Origin of the sequence: Brevibacterium atlanticum, from assembly GCF_011617245.1 — a bacterium.
Lineage (GTDB): Bacteria > Actinomycetota > Actinomycetes > Actinomycetales > Brevibacteriaceae > Brevibacterium > Brevibacterium atlanticum.
The window spans coordinates 589359-605020 of record NZ_CP050152.1; the positions used below are offsets into that span (position 1 = coordinate 589359).

Consider the following 15662-nt stretch of genomic DNA (forward strand, 5'->3'; position numbering starts at 1 on the left):
CACGTCGACTGCAGGTGTGGTATTCTTCGGTTTGACGAAACTTCAACTATCGTGACGCAGTCTGCCGACATCACTCCAGTGACTTCGACTTTGGCATCCTCTGTTCGTTTTCATCTTGTCTCCCTCAACTCATTGGAGTGTTCATGAAGTTCCTCAATCGCGCCCTCGTGTCGGCGGTTGCTGCTCTTGCCCTTGTTGTAGGTCCGGCTGTTTCTGTCGAGGCGGCCGGGTCATCATTCGATGTGACCCAGCTGTCGGGAGATAGCGTCGTTGTGTCGGACTGGAACTGCAAATATACAAACGTTTACATGAAGCATAAGAAGTCCAGAATTGATGACTGGGATGTCGACACCGATATCCGTGGACGCCATGGTTGGACAGATACAGCGTGGTTTTCTGACTTCAGCAGCTCCAAGAAGGATCGGATCATGATCTGCCCGTCGTCGGACGGCCTCGGGAAATACACGCTAGGTCCTTCTGAAATCAGGGCGTACTATCACGGCGGTTCAGACTACGACGACTATGACGAAGTTGAACGTGCAGACTACACCAAGGGCTCGTTCTACGTCCGCGGGAAGACCTACGCATCGCTGTCCTCCAAGCGCAGCGGAAGCACCGTCACTCTGACCTCGACGACGAAGGTCTACAACCCCGAGAAGTACGGCAAGGTCAGCTACAACCCGAAGGTGAAGTTCCAGGTCAAGTCCGGGAGCAAGTGGAAGACCCTGAAGACGGTCGCCGCGAAGAAGGGCAAGGCCACGTACAAGGTGAAGTCGAAGAGCAAGAAGACCTATCGCGTCACCTTCAGCCAGGTCAGCTGGGCGACGGGAGCCACCTCGAAGTCGGTGAAGAAGTAGCAGCGAGCGTCCTACCGAAGGACCTTCGCCGCCGACTCCTGGTGCGAGTGCTTCATGCTATGCGCATCAGGAGATGGTCACCCATCGTTGCCTCTTCACGTTCGAGCTCACGGATCACCTCCACCATTGTCCGGAGTCTCGGTACGGAAATACCGTGTTCTTCGGCGATGTGCAGTACCGGCTCGTAATGTGCCGGAACTTCGGTGGGACGTTTGCGCACGTTGATGTCCCTCCAGATTCCCGAGCGTGTCTTCGTCTGACCTGCAAGCCACTCACAGAGTGAATTGAAAGCAGCGTCGACAGTGCTTGCTGGTACGTTCTTCCTATAGTGATCCGGTTCGAAAGCGTCGAAGCCTTCAAGCTGCAGACCAAGGGCGTCCGAGATCGCGAATACCTCGCGGGCGAGCTCGAGCATCGGAGCGCGGTTCTCGCTGATCACTATCGACATGTCGTGGTCGATGAACGAACTGGCGGTGAGCATCGCACCAAACGCCAGCTTGGACCAGAGGAAGCCGCTGACATTGTCGCTGACAATCGGCGTTCCCCAATGTGACAGTGAATCAGCCAGGTCACGTACTCGGTTGCTTGTTCCACCGGCGAATTCGCCGACTGCGATGGTGCCGATCCCCCCGTCTTTGACGACTCCTGGCTCGCCGAGATCGGCAAAAAGGTCGACAAATGCGAGCACTGTACGGTCGCGGCCGACATAGTCGGCGATTGTCGCCTCGTTGAGTCCGTTCTGCATTGATACCACATAGCCGTCGCTGCGGAGACGAGGTGCGATCCAAGTCATTGCCTTCTCGGTCGCTTGAGACTTCACCGCGAGCAGCACAGGGCCCAATTCTTCCGGAGCATCGTTGGGAACAAAGGCCGGAATATCCGTTTTGATAGACCCACTGGGACCGTCGATCATCAGTCCGCGATCGCGGATGGCTGCGACGTGGGCTTCATCGGTGTCGACGATCTGCACGGAGTGGCCGCCCAGGGAGAGATGTGCGGCAAGTGTGCCTCCTATGGCACCTCCTCCGACTACTGTGTAGGTCACTTCTGAGGGGGAAGGGGTGGATGTCATTCGACGGTGCTCACTTTCATTGGTGCGGGTATTGAGCGTCTGGTGCCGGCGTATCGATCTCGGTGCGCGTCTCGGGCCAATGAATCGGAAGATTGAGCGCTCCGGCGGCGGAGCCGCCGTCGACTCTCAATATTTCACCGGTGATCCATTCGGCCTCGGGGGAAGCGAGCCAGAGGACGGCACGAGCAATGTCGTCAGGTCGACCCTTGCGCCCGAGAGGATTGGCCGACACCTTCTCCACATAGTCGTCGCTGAGACGATTGAGGTCGCTGTCAACGACGACGAAACCGGGTGCCACCGCGTTGACCCTTATCCCCTGCGGCCCCAGTTCTAATGCGCTGGCTCGCGTAACCATTTCCAATGCGGCCTTCGAGGTCGTGTACGGTGCAGCACCGGGACGGGCTCGCAGCGCCGCGCCCGAGGAGATGTTGACGACGGACGGGTATCCGATCGGCAACTCGTTGGCGAGGTGACGGACTCGTTTGGCGAATTCCACTGTCAACAGCTGCGGCGTCCGCACATTGATCGACTGAACTGCATCCCAGACCTCAGCAGTGATGTCGAGCAGAGGGACGGCAGGATATATGCCCGCGGAGTTGATGAGGACATGGACGTCACCGTGGGAAAAGGCTGAATCGATCACGGAGGCCGGTGCCTCCGGTCGGCGCAAGTCGCACATGATCGTATTAACGACGGAACCGCTTCGGCGGAGGTCGTCGGCAACTACGGTGAGTGCCTCGGCATCAAAGTCGACGATGGTGAGTTGGACGCTTTGGTCGGCGTATTGATGTGCGATTTCTTTGCCGATGCCGCTCGCAGCGCCAGTGACGAGGACGTGAGGAGCGAATTCCGTTGTCATTCGATCTTCTTTCCCTTGGTCTCCGGCATAGTGAGATAGACGGCCAGACCGACTGCAGCCGCTATGGCGCAGTAGATCCACACTTTGTCGCCGATTCCGACGTCGTTCATCCACGTGATGATGTACGGAGCGGTCCCGCCGAAGACGGCCACAGCCAGAGCGTAGGGGAGTCCGATGCCGGTCGCGCGTACTTCCGGAGGAAACTGCTCGGCCATGATCACTGCGCAGTTGGCAGAGTAGCCGAGCAGCAGAGTCATGCCGACGATTTCGACGGCGAGGAAGACCCAGAAGTTATTGTCGAGGAAGTTGAGGAGCGGGAACGCGAGGATGAGGAAGCCACCGGCGAAAGCGGACATCGTCGGTTTGCGCCCGATCCGGTCGGAGAGAATGCCGACGAACGGCAGCAGGCAGATGAAGTACCCGATCGAGATGAAGTTGGCGGTCAGAGCCTGGTTGAGCGGGAGGCCGGTGGCGACATGGGCGTATGTTGGCAGGTAGGAGACCCAAATGTAGTACAGCAGGGTTCCGGCGATGGTGATGCCGAAGACTCGAGCGACGGCACCGGGATGCTTGATGAACATCGTGAGGTAGGAGCGCTTCTGCGTCGGTTCGTTTTCGCGAGCGGCCTTGGTGGCTTCGAACGACTCGGATTCAGCGACATTCGATCGCAGCCACAGTCCGAATAGTCCCAGCAGCGCTCCGAGCGCGAAGGCCAATCGCCAGCCCCAGGAATCGAGGGCATCGGAGTCGAGTGCCGAGGTGATGACTGCACCGATGCCGGCAGCGATGAGTCCCCCGGCTCCGACGGAGACCTGTTGCCAGGACCCGGCGAATGCGCGGCGCTTGGGGGCTGCGGCCTCAACCATGAAAGCCGAGGATGCTCCGAACTCACCACCGGCGGAGAAGCCTTGGAGCATGCGGGCCAACACCAGGATGATCGGAGCGGCGAGGCCGATCATCGAATAGTCAGGGGTGATTGCGATGAGAAGTGAGGCACCGGCCATCAGGCCGATGGTCAGTGCCATTCCCTTCTTTCGGCCGTGACGGTCGGCATAGTTCCCGAGGACCGCGGCGCCGATCGGCCGCATGATGAAGCCGACGGCGAAGACAGCGAGCGTGGCGAGCAGCGCCGCTGCTGGGTCATCGCCGGGGAAGAAATGAACAGCGAAGACTGAGGAGAATGTTGTGTAGATGGCCCAGTCGACCCATTCGACCGTGTTGCCGACGGCGCCGGCGAGCAGCGCTTTTCGACCTTTCTTCGACAGTTTCGTGTCGTGGGACAGGTGTGTCTGATGTGCTTCAGAGGACATGAGCTGTTCGTTCCTTCGTGCGGCGAATGGGGCGTCAAGGACCCCGGTTTCGGATGGAGGGAGCGGAATGGTTCGTTGTGACGAGATGGCACGGGGAAGAGTAGTAACTGCGGATTGATCGAGAGAAGGGTCGAGGCAGACCAATCAGTTCGCAGCGGGCAGTGCGAACTTGGCTTTCAGATGGTCGGCGAGCTGGGCGTGAGTGCCGAACCAGATATCGTCGAACGTTCGGATGTAGGCCAAGAGCCGGTCGACCATGGCAAGTCGGGAGCGGTGCCCGCTGATGTGCGGGTGGAGAGTCAGTTCGAAGACTCCTCCGGTGGCATACGCGGCGTCGAATTCGTCGATCCAGATCCTCTCGACATCGCGGGGTGAGAGATGGGGGCGCAAGCCTCCGAAGCGGTCCATCATGAAGTAGGGGGCATCATCCCTGATCCATTCGACAGGGATTTCTATGATCCCGGTCGGTTCGCCTTCGGCATTGAGCTCGTAGGGTTCGTCGTCGGCCATCAGGGAGGAGTCATACTCGAACCCGAGCTCCCTGATGACCCTCAATGTTGATTGGGAGAAGTCCCAGGACGGCGTGCGGATACCGGTCGGACGAGCACCGCTGAGCTGTTCGAGCACGTCGGTGGCACGACCGATGAGGTCGAGCTCGGCTTCATAGGGAAGAACGGTGTTGCGTTCATGGATCCACCCGTGCACGGCGACTTCGTGGCCGCCCGCAACGTACCCCTCAATGTCGTGCGGGTGGAGGAGGGCCGAAACCGCGGGGACATAGAAGCTGGTGGGAATTTCGTGCCGTGCGAGCATCGCGAGGATCCTCGGTACAGCGCTTCGGCTTCCGTACTCGCCTTGAGCGAGGGAACCCGGTGAGGTCTGCCCGTCGCGCAGGTATGGTGTTTCGTGATCGGAGTCGTAGGCGATGAGGACAGCACAGCGAGCCTGGTCTGGCCAACGTTGCATGACATCGTCGTGCACGAGACTGCGGCCAGCGCGTACGCGATTCACTTCCGCGCGCCATTGTTCTTGCGGCCACTGCCACGGCTCGGTGCTGGCGGATTCCGATGACGGATTCTGTGTGGACATTGCTTCTCCTGTCGGTTCGGGTCGTTCGGCATCGTGGCTCTACGTCAGACGGTGCTTCTCTGCGTCGTCGACGTCACTGAGCGCCACTTGGATCAAGGTCGCGGTCGGAGGTACTCGAGCGGGTCGAGCGGCTGTCCCTCAGTTGCATATTTACCGGCGATGATCGACGTCCACACCCGCTTGTAGGTGGCCGTTTGAATCGAGAGTTCTGCACTGCGGATCCCGGGCAGTGAGCCGAGCACTTCGGTTGTGTAGTGGAACAGCTGGGTGCGATCGCGGACGATGAACTGACCGGCAAGACTGCAGTTGCCAGTGGTCGCGGTGAGGTACTTCGTGGACGGATGTTCCGCGAGCGTGAGAGCGGTCTGCCTGAGGTGCTGAGGTTCGACAACCAGCCAGAGGTGGAACTCGGTGTTGAAGCCAAGCAACTCGGGTTCGACGAGAATCCGGAAATCGAGCACCCCGTGCTCTTTGAGCTGTTCGATTGTGCGGGCAGCGGTGTTTTCGGACTTGCCGATCGACGCTGCGAGGTCACCGAGCGAGGTCCGCCCATCGTGCATGAGCATGCCGAGTACCTTGACCTCAGACTGCGAGAGGTCGAGGTGAGGTGCTGGCTCTGGTTTGACGGGAGCGAGACGCGTCGGCTCTTTTGACTCGAACGGAGGAGCCCAATCTTGCCCAGAGGCGAAAGCATGTGTGAGGAGCAAGCTTTCCACCGACGCCGACGTCCCCTCGGTGATCTCAGAGACGATTCGGCTGTAGTCCGCGTCGGGAGGGAGAACCATCTCCGCGGCGATGTCGACGGAGCCCAAGAGTGTGTGGAACGAGCGAACTTCGATTCGCTCTCTCAGCCGGGGGATGAGCACGTCCAGGTCGCCATGTGCATTCGAGATGCGCATATAGATCGGAGTTCCCAAACCGAGTCGGACGACGTCCGTGGCACCGATGACACGAATCAGTCCTCGGCTGTGCAGGCTCTCATATCGACGGCGGACAGTGACAGCAGAAACACCGACTTGCTCGGCGACCCTCGACCACGGTGCGCGTCCGTCACGATGCAGTGCATCGACGATTGCGCGGTCTACGGGATCCAAGACTTCGCGTTCCAGTGTGTTCGTGTTCACATGATGATCATATTCGCCATATGAATGAAGTCAACAGTTGATTTGCTTCATGCAATGGATCGCAAATTAAAGTATGACCCATATCTGTCGGCTTAGTGGTGCCTGCTGCGGCACCACCTCGGTGCTGTGCTGAGTCGGACCATCCGTCGGCCGCAGGGCCTTACTCGCGGATCGTCAGGTCCGTTCCATCCATGTAGCCTCGGGATCCCCCAAATAGCTCAAAAGGACCCAAGGCTTCGTCGAGGGGAACGCCCACGATGGCAGGATCGTTCGTCTGGCTGCCACCGAAGCCCTTGGCACGGACGTTTTGGCTGTAGTGGATCTCGCTGATCTCAGCATCGGTGACCGTCCAGATGACCACCTGCGGTGGATCATCATTGACGAAGGTGAAGCGGCGGGGATCAGCCGTGACCGACCAGCCAGTCGCCTCGGCGAGGGCCTTCGCCAACTCAGCACGATCAATACTCATCAGTGCCTCCTCTGAAGGATCAAGGGATGGTTTCGGACTTCGGGAAAGCCGATCGGGCGCCCCGTGATGGGGTGCCCGATCGGCTATTCAGATCACTGTGCGTGCGGGATCAGACTGCTGATCAGACTGCTCGCGGCCTCACTCGGCGCGGGCAGCGTCGTCAGCGTCGGAACGCACCTTCTTCCCGCGGTCGCGCCAGAACTTCGCGGTGGTCACCTCGTCGGTGCCGTCCCAAGCGTCGACCTCGGTGTTGATGCGTTTGAACGTCGGCAGATCTCCACGGCGGAAGATCGGCTCCTCGCCGGCGCGACGCTGCTTCTGGTAGTTCTTCAGCAGCGAGAACACCAGCGGCGACAGCAACAGCAGAGCGAAGAGGTTGATGAGCGCCATGATCGCCATGAAGATATCGGCGGCGGTCCACACAAGATCCAACGCGGCGATCGCACCGACGAACACGGCCGCCATGACGATCACCTGGTAGATGCGCAGCGCGACCTTGCTCGTCGTCAGATGCTCGATGTTCGCCTCGCCATAATAGTAATTGCCGAGGATCGACGAGAATGCGAAGAGGAAGATCGCCACGGTCAGGAAGTGGATCGCCCACTGCCCGAGCTGGCCGCTCAGCGCCGTCTGCGTGAGCTGGATGCCCTCGGCGGAACTGCCGTACTCGGGGTTCGAAAGCAGGATGATGAATGCGGTGATCGAGCAGACGAGGATCGTATCGAAGTACACGCCGAGCGCCTGCACGAACCCCTGCTTGGCCGGGTGCGAGGCCGATGCCGTCGCCGCCGCATTCGGCACCGAACCGATGCCCGCCTCGTTCGAGAACAACCCGCGCTGAATGCCGAGGAGCATGACCGAACCGATGGTGCCGCCGGCGACCGAATGCACACTGAACGCCTCGGAGAAGATCGTCGCGATCATCGTGGGAACGGTGCCGATATTCATCACCACGACGATGATGCCGACGATGAGGTAGATGCCGGCCATGAACGGCACGAGGTAGGCGGAGATGTTCGAGATGCGTTTGGCACCGCCGGCGAAGATCGCGAAGGCGGCCACGGCGATGATCGCACCGGCGATCGCGGCGAAGGCCCCGTTCGAGGAGTCGACGTTCAGCGATGCCCCGACCGCGTCGACGATCGAATTCGACTGCACCGAGTTGAACACGATGCCATAGGTGATCGCGACGATGACGGCGAAGACGAGTCCGAGCCATTTCATGTTCAGCCCGTGCTTGATGTAATACGCCGGACCGCCGCGGAAGTTCGGGCCGTCCTTGAGTTTGTAGAGCTGGCCGAGAGCCGACTCGGCGAAAGCGGTGGCGCCGCCGACGATCGCCGTCAGCCACATCCAGAACATCGCACCAGGACCACCGAGCGAAATGGCCAACGCCACGCCCGCGATATTTGCAGTGCCCACGCGGGAAGCCGCCGAGATCGAGAAGGCTCGGAACGGCGAGATGTTCCGGTTGCCTTCGGCATCCCGTCCGCCCGGCTCCACCAGCGTGCGGAACATCTCCGGCAGCAGCCGCACCTGGACTGCTCCCGTGCGGATCGTGAAATACAGGCCCGTGGGGATGAGTACCGCCACGAGGACATATGACGAGACAGTGCTCACGCTGTCGAACGCACTCTGGAGCATCTCCAACGAACTGCGCCTCCTTCGGCAATCGTGCTTGTGAGTCGACGGGGACGGGAGTGAAGACTCCGTCCGTGGTTGCCCCCAGTCTGTCATCAACGGTGGGTCAGTGGAGCAGTGGCCCCTGTCGAATAGGGACTGCCCTGTCGTGACCGGGCGTCGGCTCGTCCTTCAGCAGCACTTCGGTGGCCGCTCTCGGGCGCGCATGGTCCGGAACGGACCGCCGTCACTTCCGAGCACGCAGCGTCGACCAAGCGAACGTCAAGCTCCGGCACCAGCAGGATTCACGTCCCGTCCACCCGCATATCACCGGGAACTCGCCCTCGCAGCCTAGGCTGGCCGCCACAGCACCACCCGTCCACCTGCCGAGCACAGCTCGATCGGCCGCCCGCACCAACGCTCGATCCCCACCCTCGCCATTTCCGCGGAGGAGTTCAGAACATGCCCATCACCCTCATCACCCCCACCGCCGGACCCGCCCCGCAGCGACCCGCCGACCTGGCCGATCCCTCTCGTCACCGTGTCCCGCCCCTGGTCATCGCGCATCGCGGAGCGTCCGAAGACTGGCCGGAGAACACCATCCCCGCGTTCATGGCCGGCATCGACCAAGGCGCGGACATGATCGAGACCGATGTGCACATGAGCGCCGACGGTGAACTCATCATCATGCACGACACCACCGTCGACCGCACCACCGACGCCCGCACGCTCTACCCCGGCCGCACCGACCGGTCGATCGCGGCCATGAACGCCGCCCAGATCGCCACCCTCGATGCCGGGCGATGGAAGGGTGAGCAGTTCGCCGGAATCGGTGTGCCCCGCCTCGCCGAGGTGCTCACCCTCGTCCACGACACCCGCACCGGCCTGCTGCTCGAGGTCAAACACCCCGAACGCTATCCCGGAATCGCCGAGGCGATCGTCGAGTCCCTGCGCGCCGTGCCCAACTATCTGGAGCGGGCATTGGCCGCTGGCATGCTCGTCGTCCAGTCCGCGAACTGGGCATTCATCAGCGAATTCCACGGGCTCGCACCCGAGATCCCCGTCGGCATCCTCGGCCGACCGTGCCCTGACGAACTCCAGGACTTCGCCGACTGGGTCGACCAGATCAACCCCGAATTCCGCGCCGCCGACGAGGACTTCGTCACCGCCGTCCACGAACTCGGAATGTCGAGTCTCGTGTGGACGGTCGACGACCTCGGCGAGATGGAGCGCGCCATCGACGTCGGAGCCGACGGCATCATCACGAACACCCCCGACCGCCTCGTCGAAATCGTCGAAGCGCTCTAGGCCGATCAGCACCCTCGCCGAGGCGGCCCCACCGAACGTCGTGCGCAGCGTTGCATACGGGCTCGGGGTGCCCCACCTCGGCGCGAATCAGCGTGGTCGGTCGGGGTGTGCCGTCCGCCGTTGCGGGGTTGAGCCCGTCTCCGCGGTTCAGTCCGCTGTGCTGTCTTCGACGGCCGCCTCGGTGTCCGACCTCCCGGGTTCGGAGTCCCTCCGACGCCTGGTCACGGCGTCGAGGGTGACGATCGCGAGCACGATGGCGCCGAGCGTGAAGAGGATCATTCCCAGCGCCCACGCGGGGTAGCCTCCATCGGTTCCGAAGGCGAAGCCGATGACGATGGAGGTCGACGTCAGGCAGAAGTAGAGGCCGCCGGCGACCGTGAGGAATGTCAGCGTATGGGCAAGCTTCGGGCGCGTCTGCTTCGGCCAGGGACCCACGACCGGGTCAGGAGTCGGCAGCGTGCGTGACTCCGCGACGGCGCGGAGGGCGAAGACGGCGGCGACCGAGCCGACCGCCGCGGCGATCGCGTTGAGGGCATCCATCCACGTCCACAGCCCGGACGCCATCACCCAGTCGATGAACTGCCAGTACGGCGGGAAAAGCGGCACCGTGCGCACCAGCCAGACGACGATCGTCATGGCCGCCGTGATGAAGAGGAACGTCGCGGCCGTCTTGCCGTGACGGCGAGCTCGGGCGTCGAGTTCGGCGCCCGCAGCGGTTGTGGGGGTGGCTGCGTCGGTGTCGGCGTCGAGATCGGGATCTGCGGCGCCTTCGCGTTCGTCGCTGGCCACGGTGCTGTCTGCCTCGTCGCTCGCGGCGTCTGGCACGGGCGCGACTCGGGAGACCGTGACGGCGAGGACCTGGGCGACGATGAGCGGATAGGCCAGGTCGGCGACGAAGACGATCGCCGTGAGGGCAGTGAGGAATGGGACATCGCCCTCAAATCCGTCCGAGGCGAAGATCGATCCCAGCCCGGCGAACACGAAGTAGAGGACCGTGATGACGATGAAGACGCTGCGCTGGATCGACCTCAGCTGCCGTCCGACGACGACGGCGGCCGCGCCGGCGATGACGAACAGAACGAGCCGAAGCAGGTCGAAATCGCTCACGCCGGAGAGCCCGGTGAGTCTGGTGGGAGCGGTGAGGGCAACTGCCTTCGCTCCGATCCATGCCGCGATGAAGACGACGAAGGCGACGACTGTGATGGACATGCTGGTGCTGCCCATGGCTGTCGGCGCGGCGGGAGGGGCCGCCTCGTGGGCGGTTCCCGTGGTCTCGTTCGGGGTCACGCTCATGATTCCATCATTCCATAGAACCAGTGTCCTTGCTTTTTGGAGCGGTGGGGATCATCGCTCTGCCCTCGCGTGTGCCGGTCCGAAGTGAGACGCTGGGGCCATGCCGAATGAACTCGCCGCTTCGACCAGCCCGTACCTGCGCGCTCATGCCGACAATCCCGTGGACTGGCGGATGTGGTCGCAGGATTCCCTCGCCGAGGCGGCTCGCCGTGACGTGCCCCTCCTCATCTCGATCGGCTACTCCACCTGCCACTGGTGCCATGTCATGGCGCACGAATCCTTCGAAGACGAGGCGGTCGCGACACTGATGAACGAACGCTTCGTGCCGATCAAGATCGATCGCGAGGAGCTGCCGGACATCGACGCCTACTACATGAACGCGCTGCAGGCGATGACCGGGCAGGGCGGCTGGCCGATGACGATCTTCGCGACCCCGACGGGCAGTCCTTTCTATGCGGGCACCTACTTCCCGTCCGCTCCACGCGGGAACCTGCCCGCATTCACCCAGGTGCTCACTGCTGTCTCGCAGACGTGGACCGATCGCCGCCCCGAAGTCGACCAGATGACCAAGCGCATGGACCGCGGGCTCGCCGAGATGGCCGATGCCGTGACGAGCGCCCTCCCCGCCGAGGCGGCTGCTGAGTCGCTGAGCCCCGACGAGCTCGATTCCGCCGCCGCGGCCCTCCTCGATTCCTACGATCCGGCCTGGGGCGGGTTCGGTGCGGCGCCGAAGTTCCCGCCGATGATGAACGTGCTGCAGCTCTTGGCGGCGTTCGTGCGATTGGGCGGGACCACCTCGGCGAATGGGGCAGGCGGCGACGCGACCGCGGTGAGTTCTGTGGAGGACGGGGCCACCTCGGCGAATGAGTCGTCGAAGGGGACGGACGTTCACCCCGTGGATCGGGTGCGGTCCGAAGGGCGGTTGGGCTGGCTCGGTGCCGACGGGCACCTGAGCGGCGAACTCGTCCTCGACTGCCTCATCGCGGTCCGCAGTACGCTCGCGAGAATCGCCTCGGGTGGCATGCGTGACCAGGTGCGCGGAGGTATCGCCCGCTACAGCGTCGACCGGCAGTGGTTCGTGCCGCACTTCGAGAAGATGCTCTACGACAATGCTCTCTATCTGCGCGCGGTGGTCGCGTGGGCGAAGGTCGAACGCGCTCTGGACCCGGCGTCGAAATGGCTGGCGCTGGCTGAGCGGGAGATCGCCGAAACCGCGGACTTCCTCATCGACGACCTGTCGACAGACGACGGGCTCATCGCCGCACTCGACGCCGATTCGCTCAACGCTGCCGGGGTCTCCGAGGAGGGGGCGGCGTATGTGTTCACGCCCGAAGATTTCGCCGAAGCCGGGCAGGCGGGTCTGCTCGGGCTCGTCGATCCGCCGGCCGGCGCGGAGCTGTCGGGTCAGGTGGTCGCGGCCGTGCGCATCATCGACTGGCTGGGCATGGAGGATGTGCCCTTCGACGCCGAGCACCCCGCACCGTGGAACATCGCCGACACCCGGCACCAACGTGAGATCCTCGACGAGATCCGGGCTCGGCGCGCACAGCCGGCCCGCGACGAGAAGATCATCACCGAGTGGAACTCCCTCGGCGTCACCTCACTCGCCGAGGCGGCCCTGTACATGGGTGCGAGTGCAGAGGATTCGAGTGGTGCGGACGGTGCCGCCGAGAGTTCGGGGACAGCTGATGGTGCCGCCGAAGCGGAGCGGTGGGGGAGAACCGCGCTGCGGTTCTGGACGGCGATGCATGCGCGCTTCGACGGTGCGGGTGACGAAGGCGCAGGTGGCGATGGTACGGGCGACGAAGTCACGGTTGCCGAAGGAGGAGCGGATCTGAACGGCAGTGGTGCGAAGGAATTCGACCTGCGGCGCAGCTTCACCGACGGGAGGGCCGGACCCGGGCGCGGGGGACTGGCCGACTGGGCGCAATTCATCACCGCTGGAATCACGGTTCGGCAGCTGCGGGGCGGGGCCGCCTCGGTGCCGGTGGGATTTCTGGCTGAGGCGACCGCGCAGATGCTCGACCTCTTCACCGCGGGCGAGCCGGATGACATGCTCGAGGTCGTCGATTCGCTCGGTGACGGGATCATCGATGTGAAGTCAGCGGACCCGGTGGACAACACGGTGCCCTCTGGCCGGTCGGCCGCGGCCGAGGCGGTGCTGCTGCTCGCCGAACTCGGCGCCGAAGCAGGCGGGGCCGATGCTGCGACAGGCGCTGCGGGTGGCGGTGTGGCCGGTGACGACGGTGCCGGTGACGGCATCGTCGGGTCAGGCGGGGTTGTGCCGGTGAGCACCGGTCGGCTGCTCGAGGTGCGCGACCGGCTGCTCGGTGTCTATCGGGCGCTCGCCGGACAGGCTCCGCGCGGCTGCGGACACGCACTCTGGCAAGCCGAGCGGGCGCTGGGTCCCGTGCGAGTCGCGACCCGCGAGACGGAACTGCGACAAGCTGCCGTTCGGCACCCATCCGTGACTCTGCTGACGGACTCGACCGGGGTGCCGGGGCCGGATGGCGGCGAGATGGACGTCCCCGCGGGGACGGCGATCGTCTGCCGAGGTACGCAATGCTCCCTGCCGGTCGGAACGGTCGCCGAGCTTTCGGCGCTGCTGGACGGGTAGGGAGAGCCGCCTCGGCGATCTGGGTCAGGGCAGTCGGCGGACCCGTGCGGATGTTCGGGAAATAGAGCTATTCCGTCGGCGACGGAAAGGCGGTATTATATGAACATGCCTGTTTCGTTCGACGCTCAGCCGCTAGACACTGAATCCCAGCTTCTTGACGCTGCTGAGGATCAGCTGCGTCGGCGGCTTCCTGCGGACTGGCAGGTCGGTATTGATCGCGGGGACGACCGGCGCGGTAGGGCAGTTCAAGCGGACGGTCGGCTTCGGATCAAGGCACCGGGAGCGCGGGAGCGCTTGATCCCTGTGGAGGTGAAGCGCACTCTCGAACCTCGCGACATTCCATCGGTGGTCGAAGCACTGATGAAGCGGTGGGTCGGCAGTCGGGGGGAGCCGGCCGTGGTCGTCACCAAGTACCTGACGTCGTCGGTACGCGACAGACTCAGTGCGGCGGGATTGTCCTATGTGGATGCGACCGGAAACGTTCGACTCGAGATCGACGATCCGGCACTGTTCGTATCCGATCGTGGGGCAGATGCGGATCCATGGCGAGGTCCGGGGCGCCCGAAGGGAGACCTGAAGGGGGCGCCGGCGGCGGCCATTGTCCGCGCCCTGTGTGATCGGCCCGGGTCATGGCGCATGCGGGAGCTGATCGAAGCAGCAGGTGTGTCGGCCGGCTCCGTCTACCGAGTGGTCGACTTCCTCGAGGCGCAGGACCTGGTGGCGCGCGAGGCTCGGGGAGAGCTTGATGTGAAGGACTGGGCCGAGTTGCTGCGACGCTGGAGTGTCGATTATCGGTTCCTTGAGACCAACTCCGTGACCTCATGGCTGGCTCCGCGCGGCATCGACAGCATCATCGATCGTGCCGTCTCAGAGGGTGCAGACGACTACGCCGTCACCGGGTCCCTTGCGGCGGCGACCTGGTCGGAATATGCCCCGACGCGCTCAATCATGCTCTACGCAGACCGGCCGAGTGAGATTGCGAGTCGGTGGGGACTGCGCTCCGTCGACTCTGGGGTGAATGTGCTCGTGGCCGTCCCCGCCTACCCTGTTCTGACCCGCCGGGTGTCGGTTCGCAACGACGGACTGCGAATTGCGGCTCCGGCTCAGGTTGCGGCGGATCTGCTGACGGGGCCGGGCAGGGCTCCAGCGGAAGGTGAAGATTTGATCCGCTGGATGCGAGCAAACGAGGAGATGTGGCGATGAGCGACGACCTGCTGGTCCGGTCGCGCTCGACTCTGCTCGATGCTCTTGAGGCGCTGAGGGCCCAGGGCCATGCGGTGATAGTCATCGGCGCGCAGGCCGTCTACCTGCGCACCGGCGGCATCGACGTTGCATTGGCGGAAGCGACCAAAGACAGTGACGTGACCATCGATCCTCGACGGCTCAACGATGCGCCGCTGCTCGAGGAGGCGATGCGGTCGGCGGGGTTCTTTCCTTTGGACCAGCCTGGTTCGTGGGCACGTGAAGACGGAATTCCCATCGACCTTATGGTTCCTGAGGGGCTTGGCGGCGGCGGACGTCGGGGCGCTCGGATTCCTCCGCACAGCAAGCGGGCGACCCGGAAGGCGCGAGGGTTAGAAGCGGCGCTCGTCGATTTCGGTGAACTCGAGATCTCTGCCATCGATCACGGCGATGGTCGCACAATGCGCGCCAATGTCGCCGGAAGCGCCGCACTGCTTGTGGCAAAGCTCCATAAGATCGCGGAGCGCGTTGAGGCGCCGCATCGGCTCAATGACAAAGATGCACACGATATCTACCGAATTCTGCGAGCTGAAAGCACGGATGATCTGAGGCGTTCCTTCTCCGGCCTGTTGTCCGACGAGTTGAGCCGAGTCGCCAGCGAGGAGGCTCTCGCTCATCTTGCCCGCCTCTTCGCCGCAGGGGATTCGGCCGTGGGGTCGCTGATGGCTGGGCGCGCTGAGGTCGGTATCGGGTCTCCGGCTGAGGTGTCTGCAGCGTCGGCGGTGCTCTCTTCCGACCTTATCGACGCGCTGAGGAGGGACAGTTAGGGCGTCACCTTGGCGATGTTCGGGAAATACTGTTA

General features: G+C 63.3%; 13 protein-coding genes. 5 read left to right on the forward strand and 8 right to left on the reverse strand.

The features are described 5' to 3' along the window. The first annotated feature begins 428 nt into the window (after nt 1-428). A complete protein-coding gene (locus tag GUY23_RS02590) occupies nt 429-857 on the forward strand; it encodes a hypothetical protein (RefSeq protein WP_166969474.1) in 429 nt (142 codons plus the stop codon). 52 nt (nt 858-909) lie between these two features. On the opposite strand, the gene GUY23_RS02595 is transcribed toward GUY23_RS02590, so the two are convergent. The 7 genes from GUY23_RS02595 to GUY23_RS02625 form a co-directional block, all read right to left on the reverse strand. Beyond that, entirely contained in the window at nt 910-1929 is a 1020-nt protein-coding gene (locus GUY23_RS02595) for a ketopantoate reductase family protein (RefSeq protein ID WP_166969476.1), read from the reverse strand. 16 nt (nt 1930-1945) lie between these two features. Then, a complete protein-coding gene (locus GUY23_RS02600; RefSeq protein WP_166969478.1) occupies nt 1946-2788 on the reverse strand; it encodes an SDR family NAD(P)-dependent oxidoreductase in 843 nt (280 codons plus the stop codon). Then, a complete protein-coding gene (locus tag GUY23_RS02605; RefSeq protein WP_166969480.1) occupies nt 2785-4098 on the reverse strand; it encodes an MFS transporter in 1314 nt (437 codons plus the stop codon). The genes GUY23_RS02600 and GUY23_RS02605 overlap by 4 nt, the downstream gene beginning before the upstream one ends. Before the next feature lie 144 nt (nt 4099-4242). Beyond that, nucleotides 4243-5187, reverse strand: coding sequence for a polysaccharide deacetylase family protein (locus GUY23_RS02610; protein ID WP_166969482.1), 945 nt, complete (start codon nt 5185-5187; stop codon nt 4243-4245). Nucleotides 5188-5279: 92 nt separating this feature from the next. Then, complete coding sequence (locus GUY23_RS02615; protein ID WP_166969484.1) at nt 5280-6311, reverse strand: Lrp/AsnC family transcriptional regulator; 1032 nt, start codon at nt 6309-6311, stop codon at nt 5280-5282. A gap of 160 nt (nt 6312-6471) precedes the next feature. Continuing rightward, nucleotides 6472-6780, reverse strand: a complete 309-nt coding sequence (locus tag GUY23_RS02620; RefSeq protein ID WP_166969486.1) for a hypothetical protein — start codon at nt 6778-6780, stop codon at nt 6472-6474. 138 nt (nt 6781-6918) lie between these two features. Next, nucleotides 6919-8430, reverse strand: a complete 1512-nt coding sequence (locus tag GUY23_RS02625; protein WP_407647374.1) for an alanine/glycine:cation symporter family protein — start codon at nt 8428-8430, stop codon at nt 6919-6921. Between the two features lie 432 nt (nt 8431-8862). On the opposite strand from GUY23_RS02625, the gene GUY23_RS02630 reads away from it, so the two are divergent. Next, a complete protein-coding gene (locus tag GUY23_RS02630; RefSeq protein WP_166969488.1) occupies nt 8863-9708 on the forward strand; it encodes a glycerophosphodiester phosphodiesterase in 846 nt (281 codons plus the stop codon). A 147-nt stretch (nt 9709-9855) separates the two neighbouring features. Here GUY23_RS02630 and GUY23_RS02635 read toward each other — a convergent pair whose 3' ends face one another. Then, nucleotides 9856-11001, reverse strand: a complete 1146-nt coding sequence (locus GUY23_RS02635) for a hypothetical protein (protein ID WP_166969490.1) — start codon at nt 10999-11001, stop codon at nt 9856-9858. Nucleotides 11002-11101: 100 nt separating this feature from the next. On the opposite strand from GUY23_RS02635, the gene GUY23_RS02640 reads away from it, so the two are divergent. From GUY23_RS02640 to GUY23_RS02650, 3 genes are all read left to right on the forward strand, one after another. Further along, the gene (locus GUY23_RS02640; protein ID WP_166969492.1) at nt 11102-13618 is read left to right on the forward strand and encodes a thioredoxin domain-containing protein; all 2517 of its coding nucleotides are present in this window, start codon (nt 11102-11104) and stop codon (nt 13616-13618) included. A 105-nt stretch (nt 13619-13723) separates the two neighbouring features. Next, entirely contained in the window at nt 13724-14821 is a 1098-nt protein-coding gene (locus GUY23_RS02645; protein ID WP_228282675.1) for a hypothetical protein, read from the forward strand. Then, nucleotides 14818-15627, forward strand: a complete 810-nt coding sequence (locus GUY23_RS02650) for a hypothetical protein (protein WP_166969494.1) — start codon at nt 14818-14820, stop codon at nt 15625-15627. The genes GUY23_RS02645 and GUY23_RS02650 overlap by 4 nt, the downstream gene beginning before the upstream one ends. Nucleotides 15628-15662 lie beyond the last annotated feature (35 nt).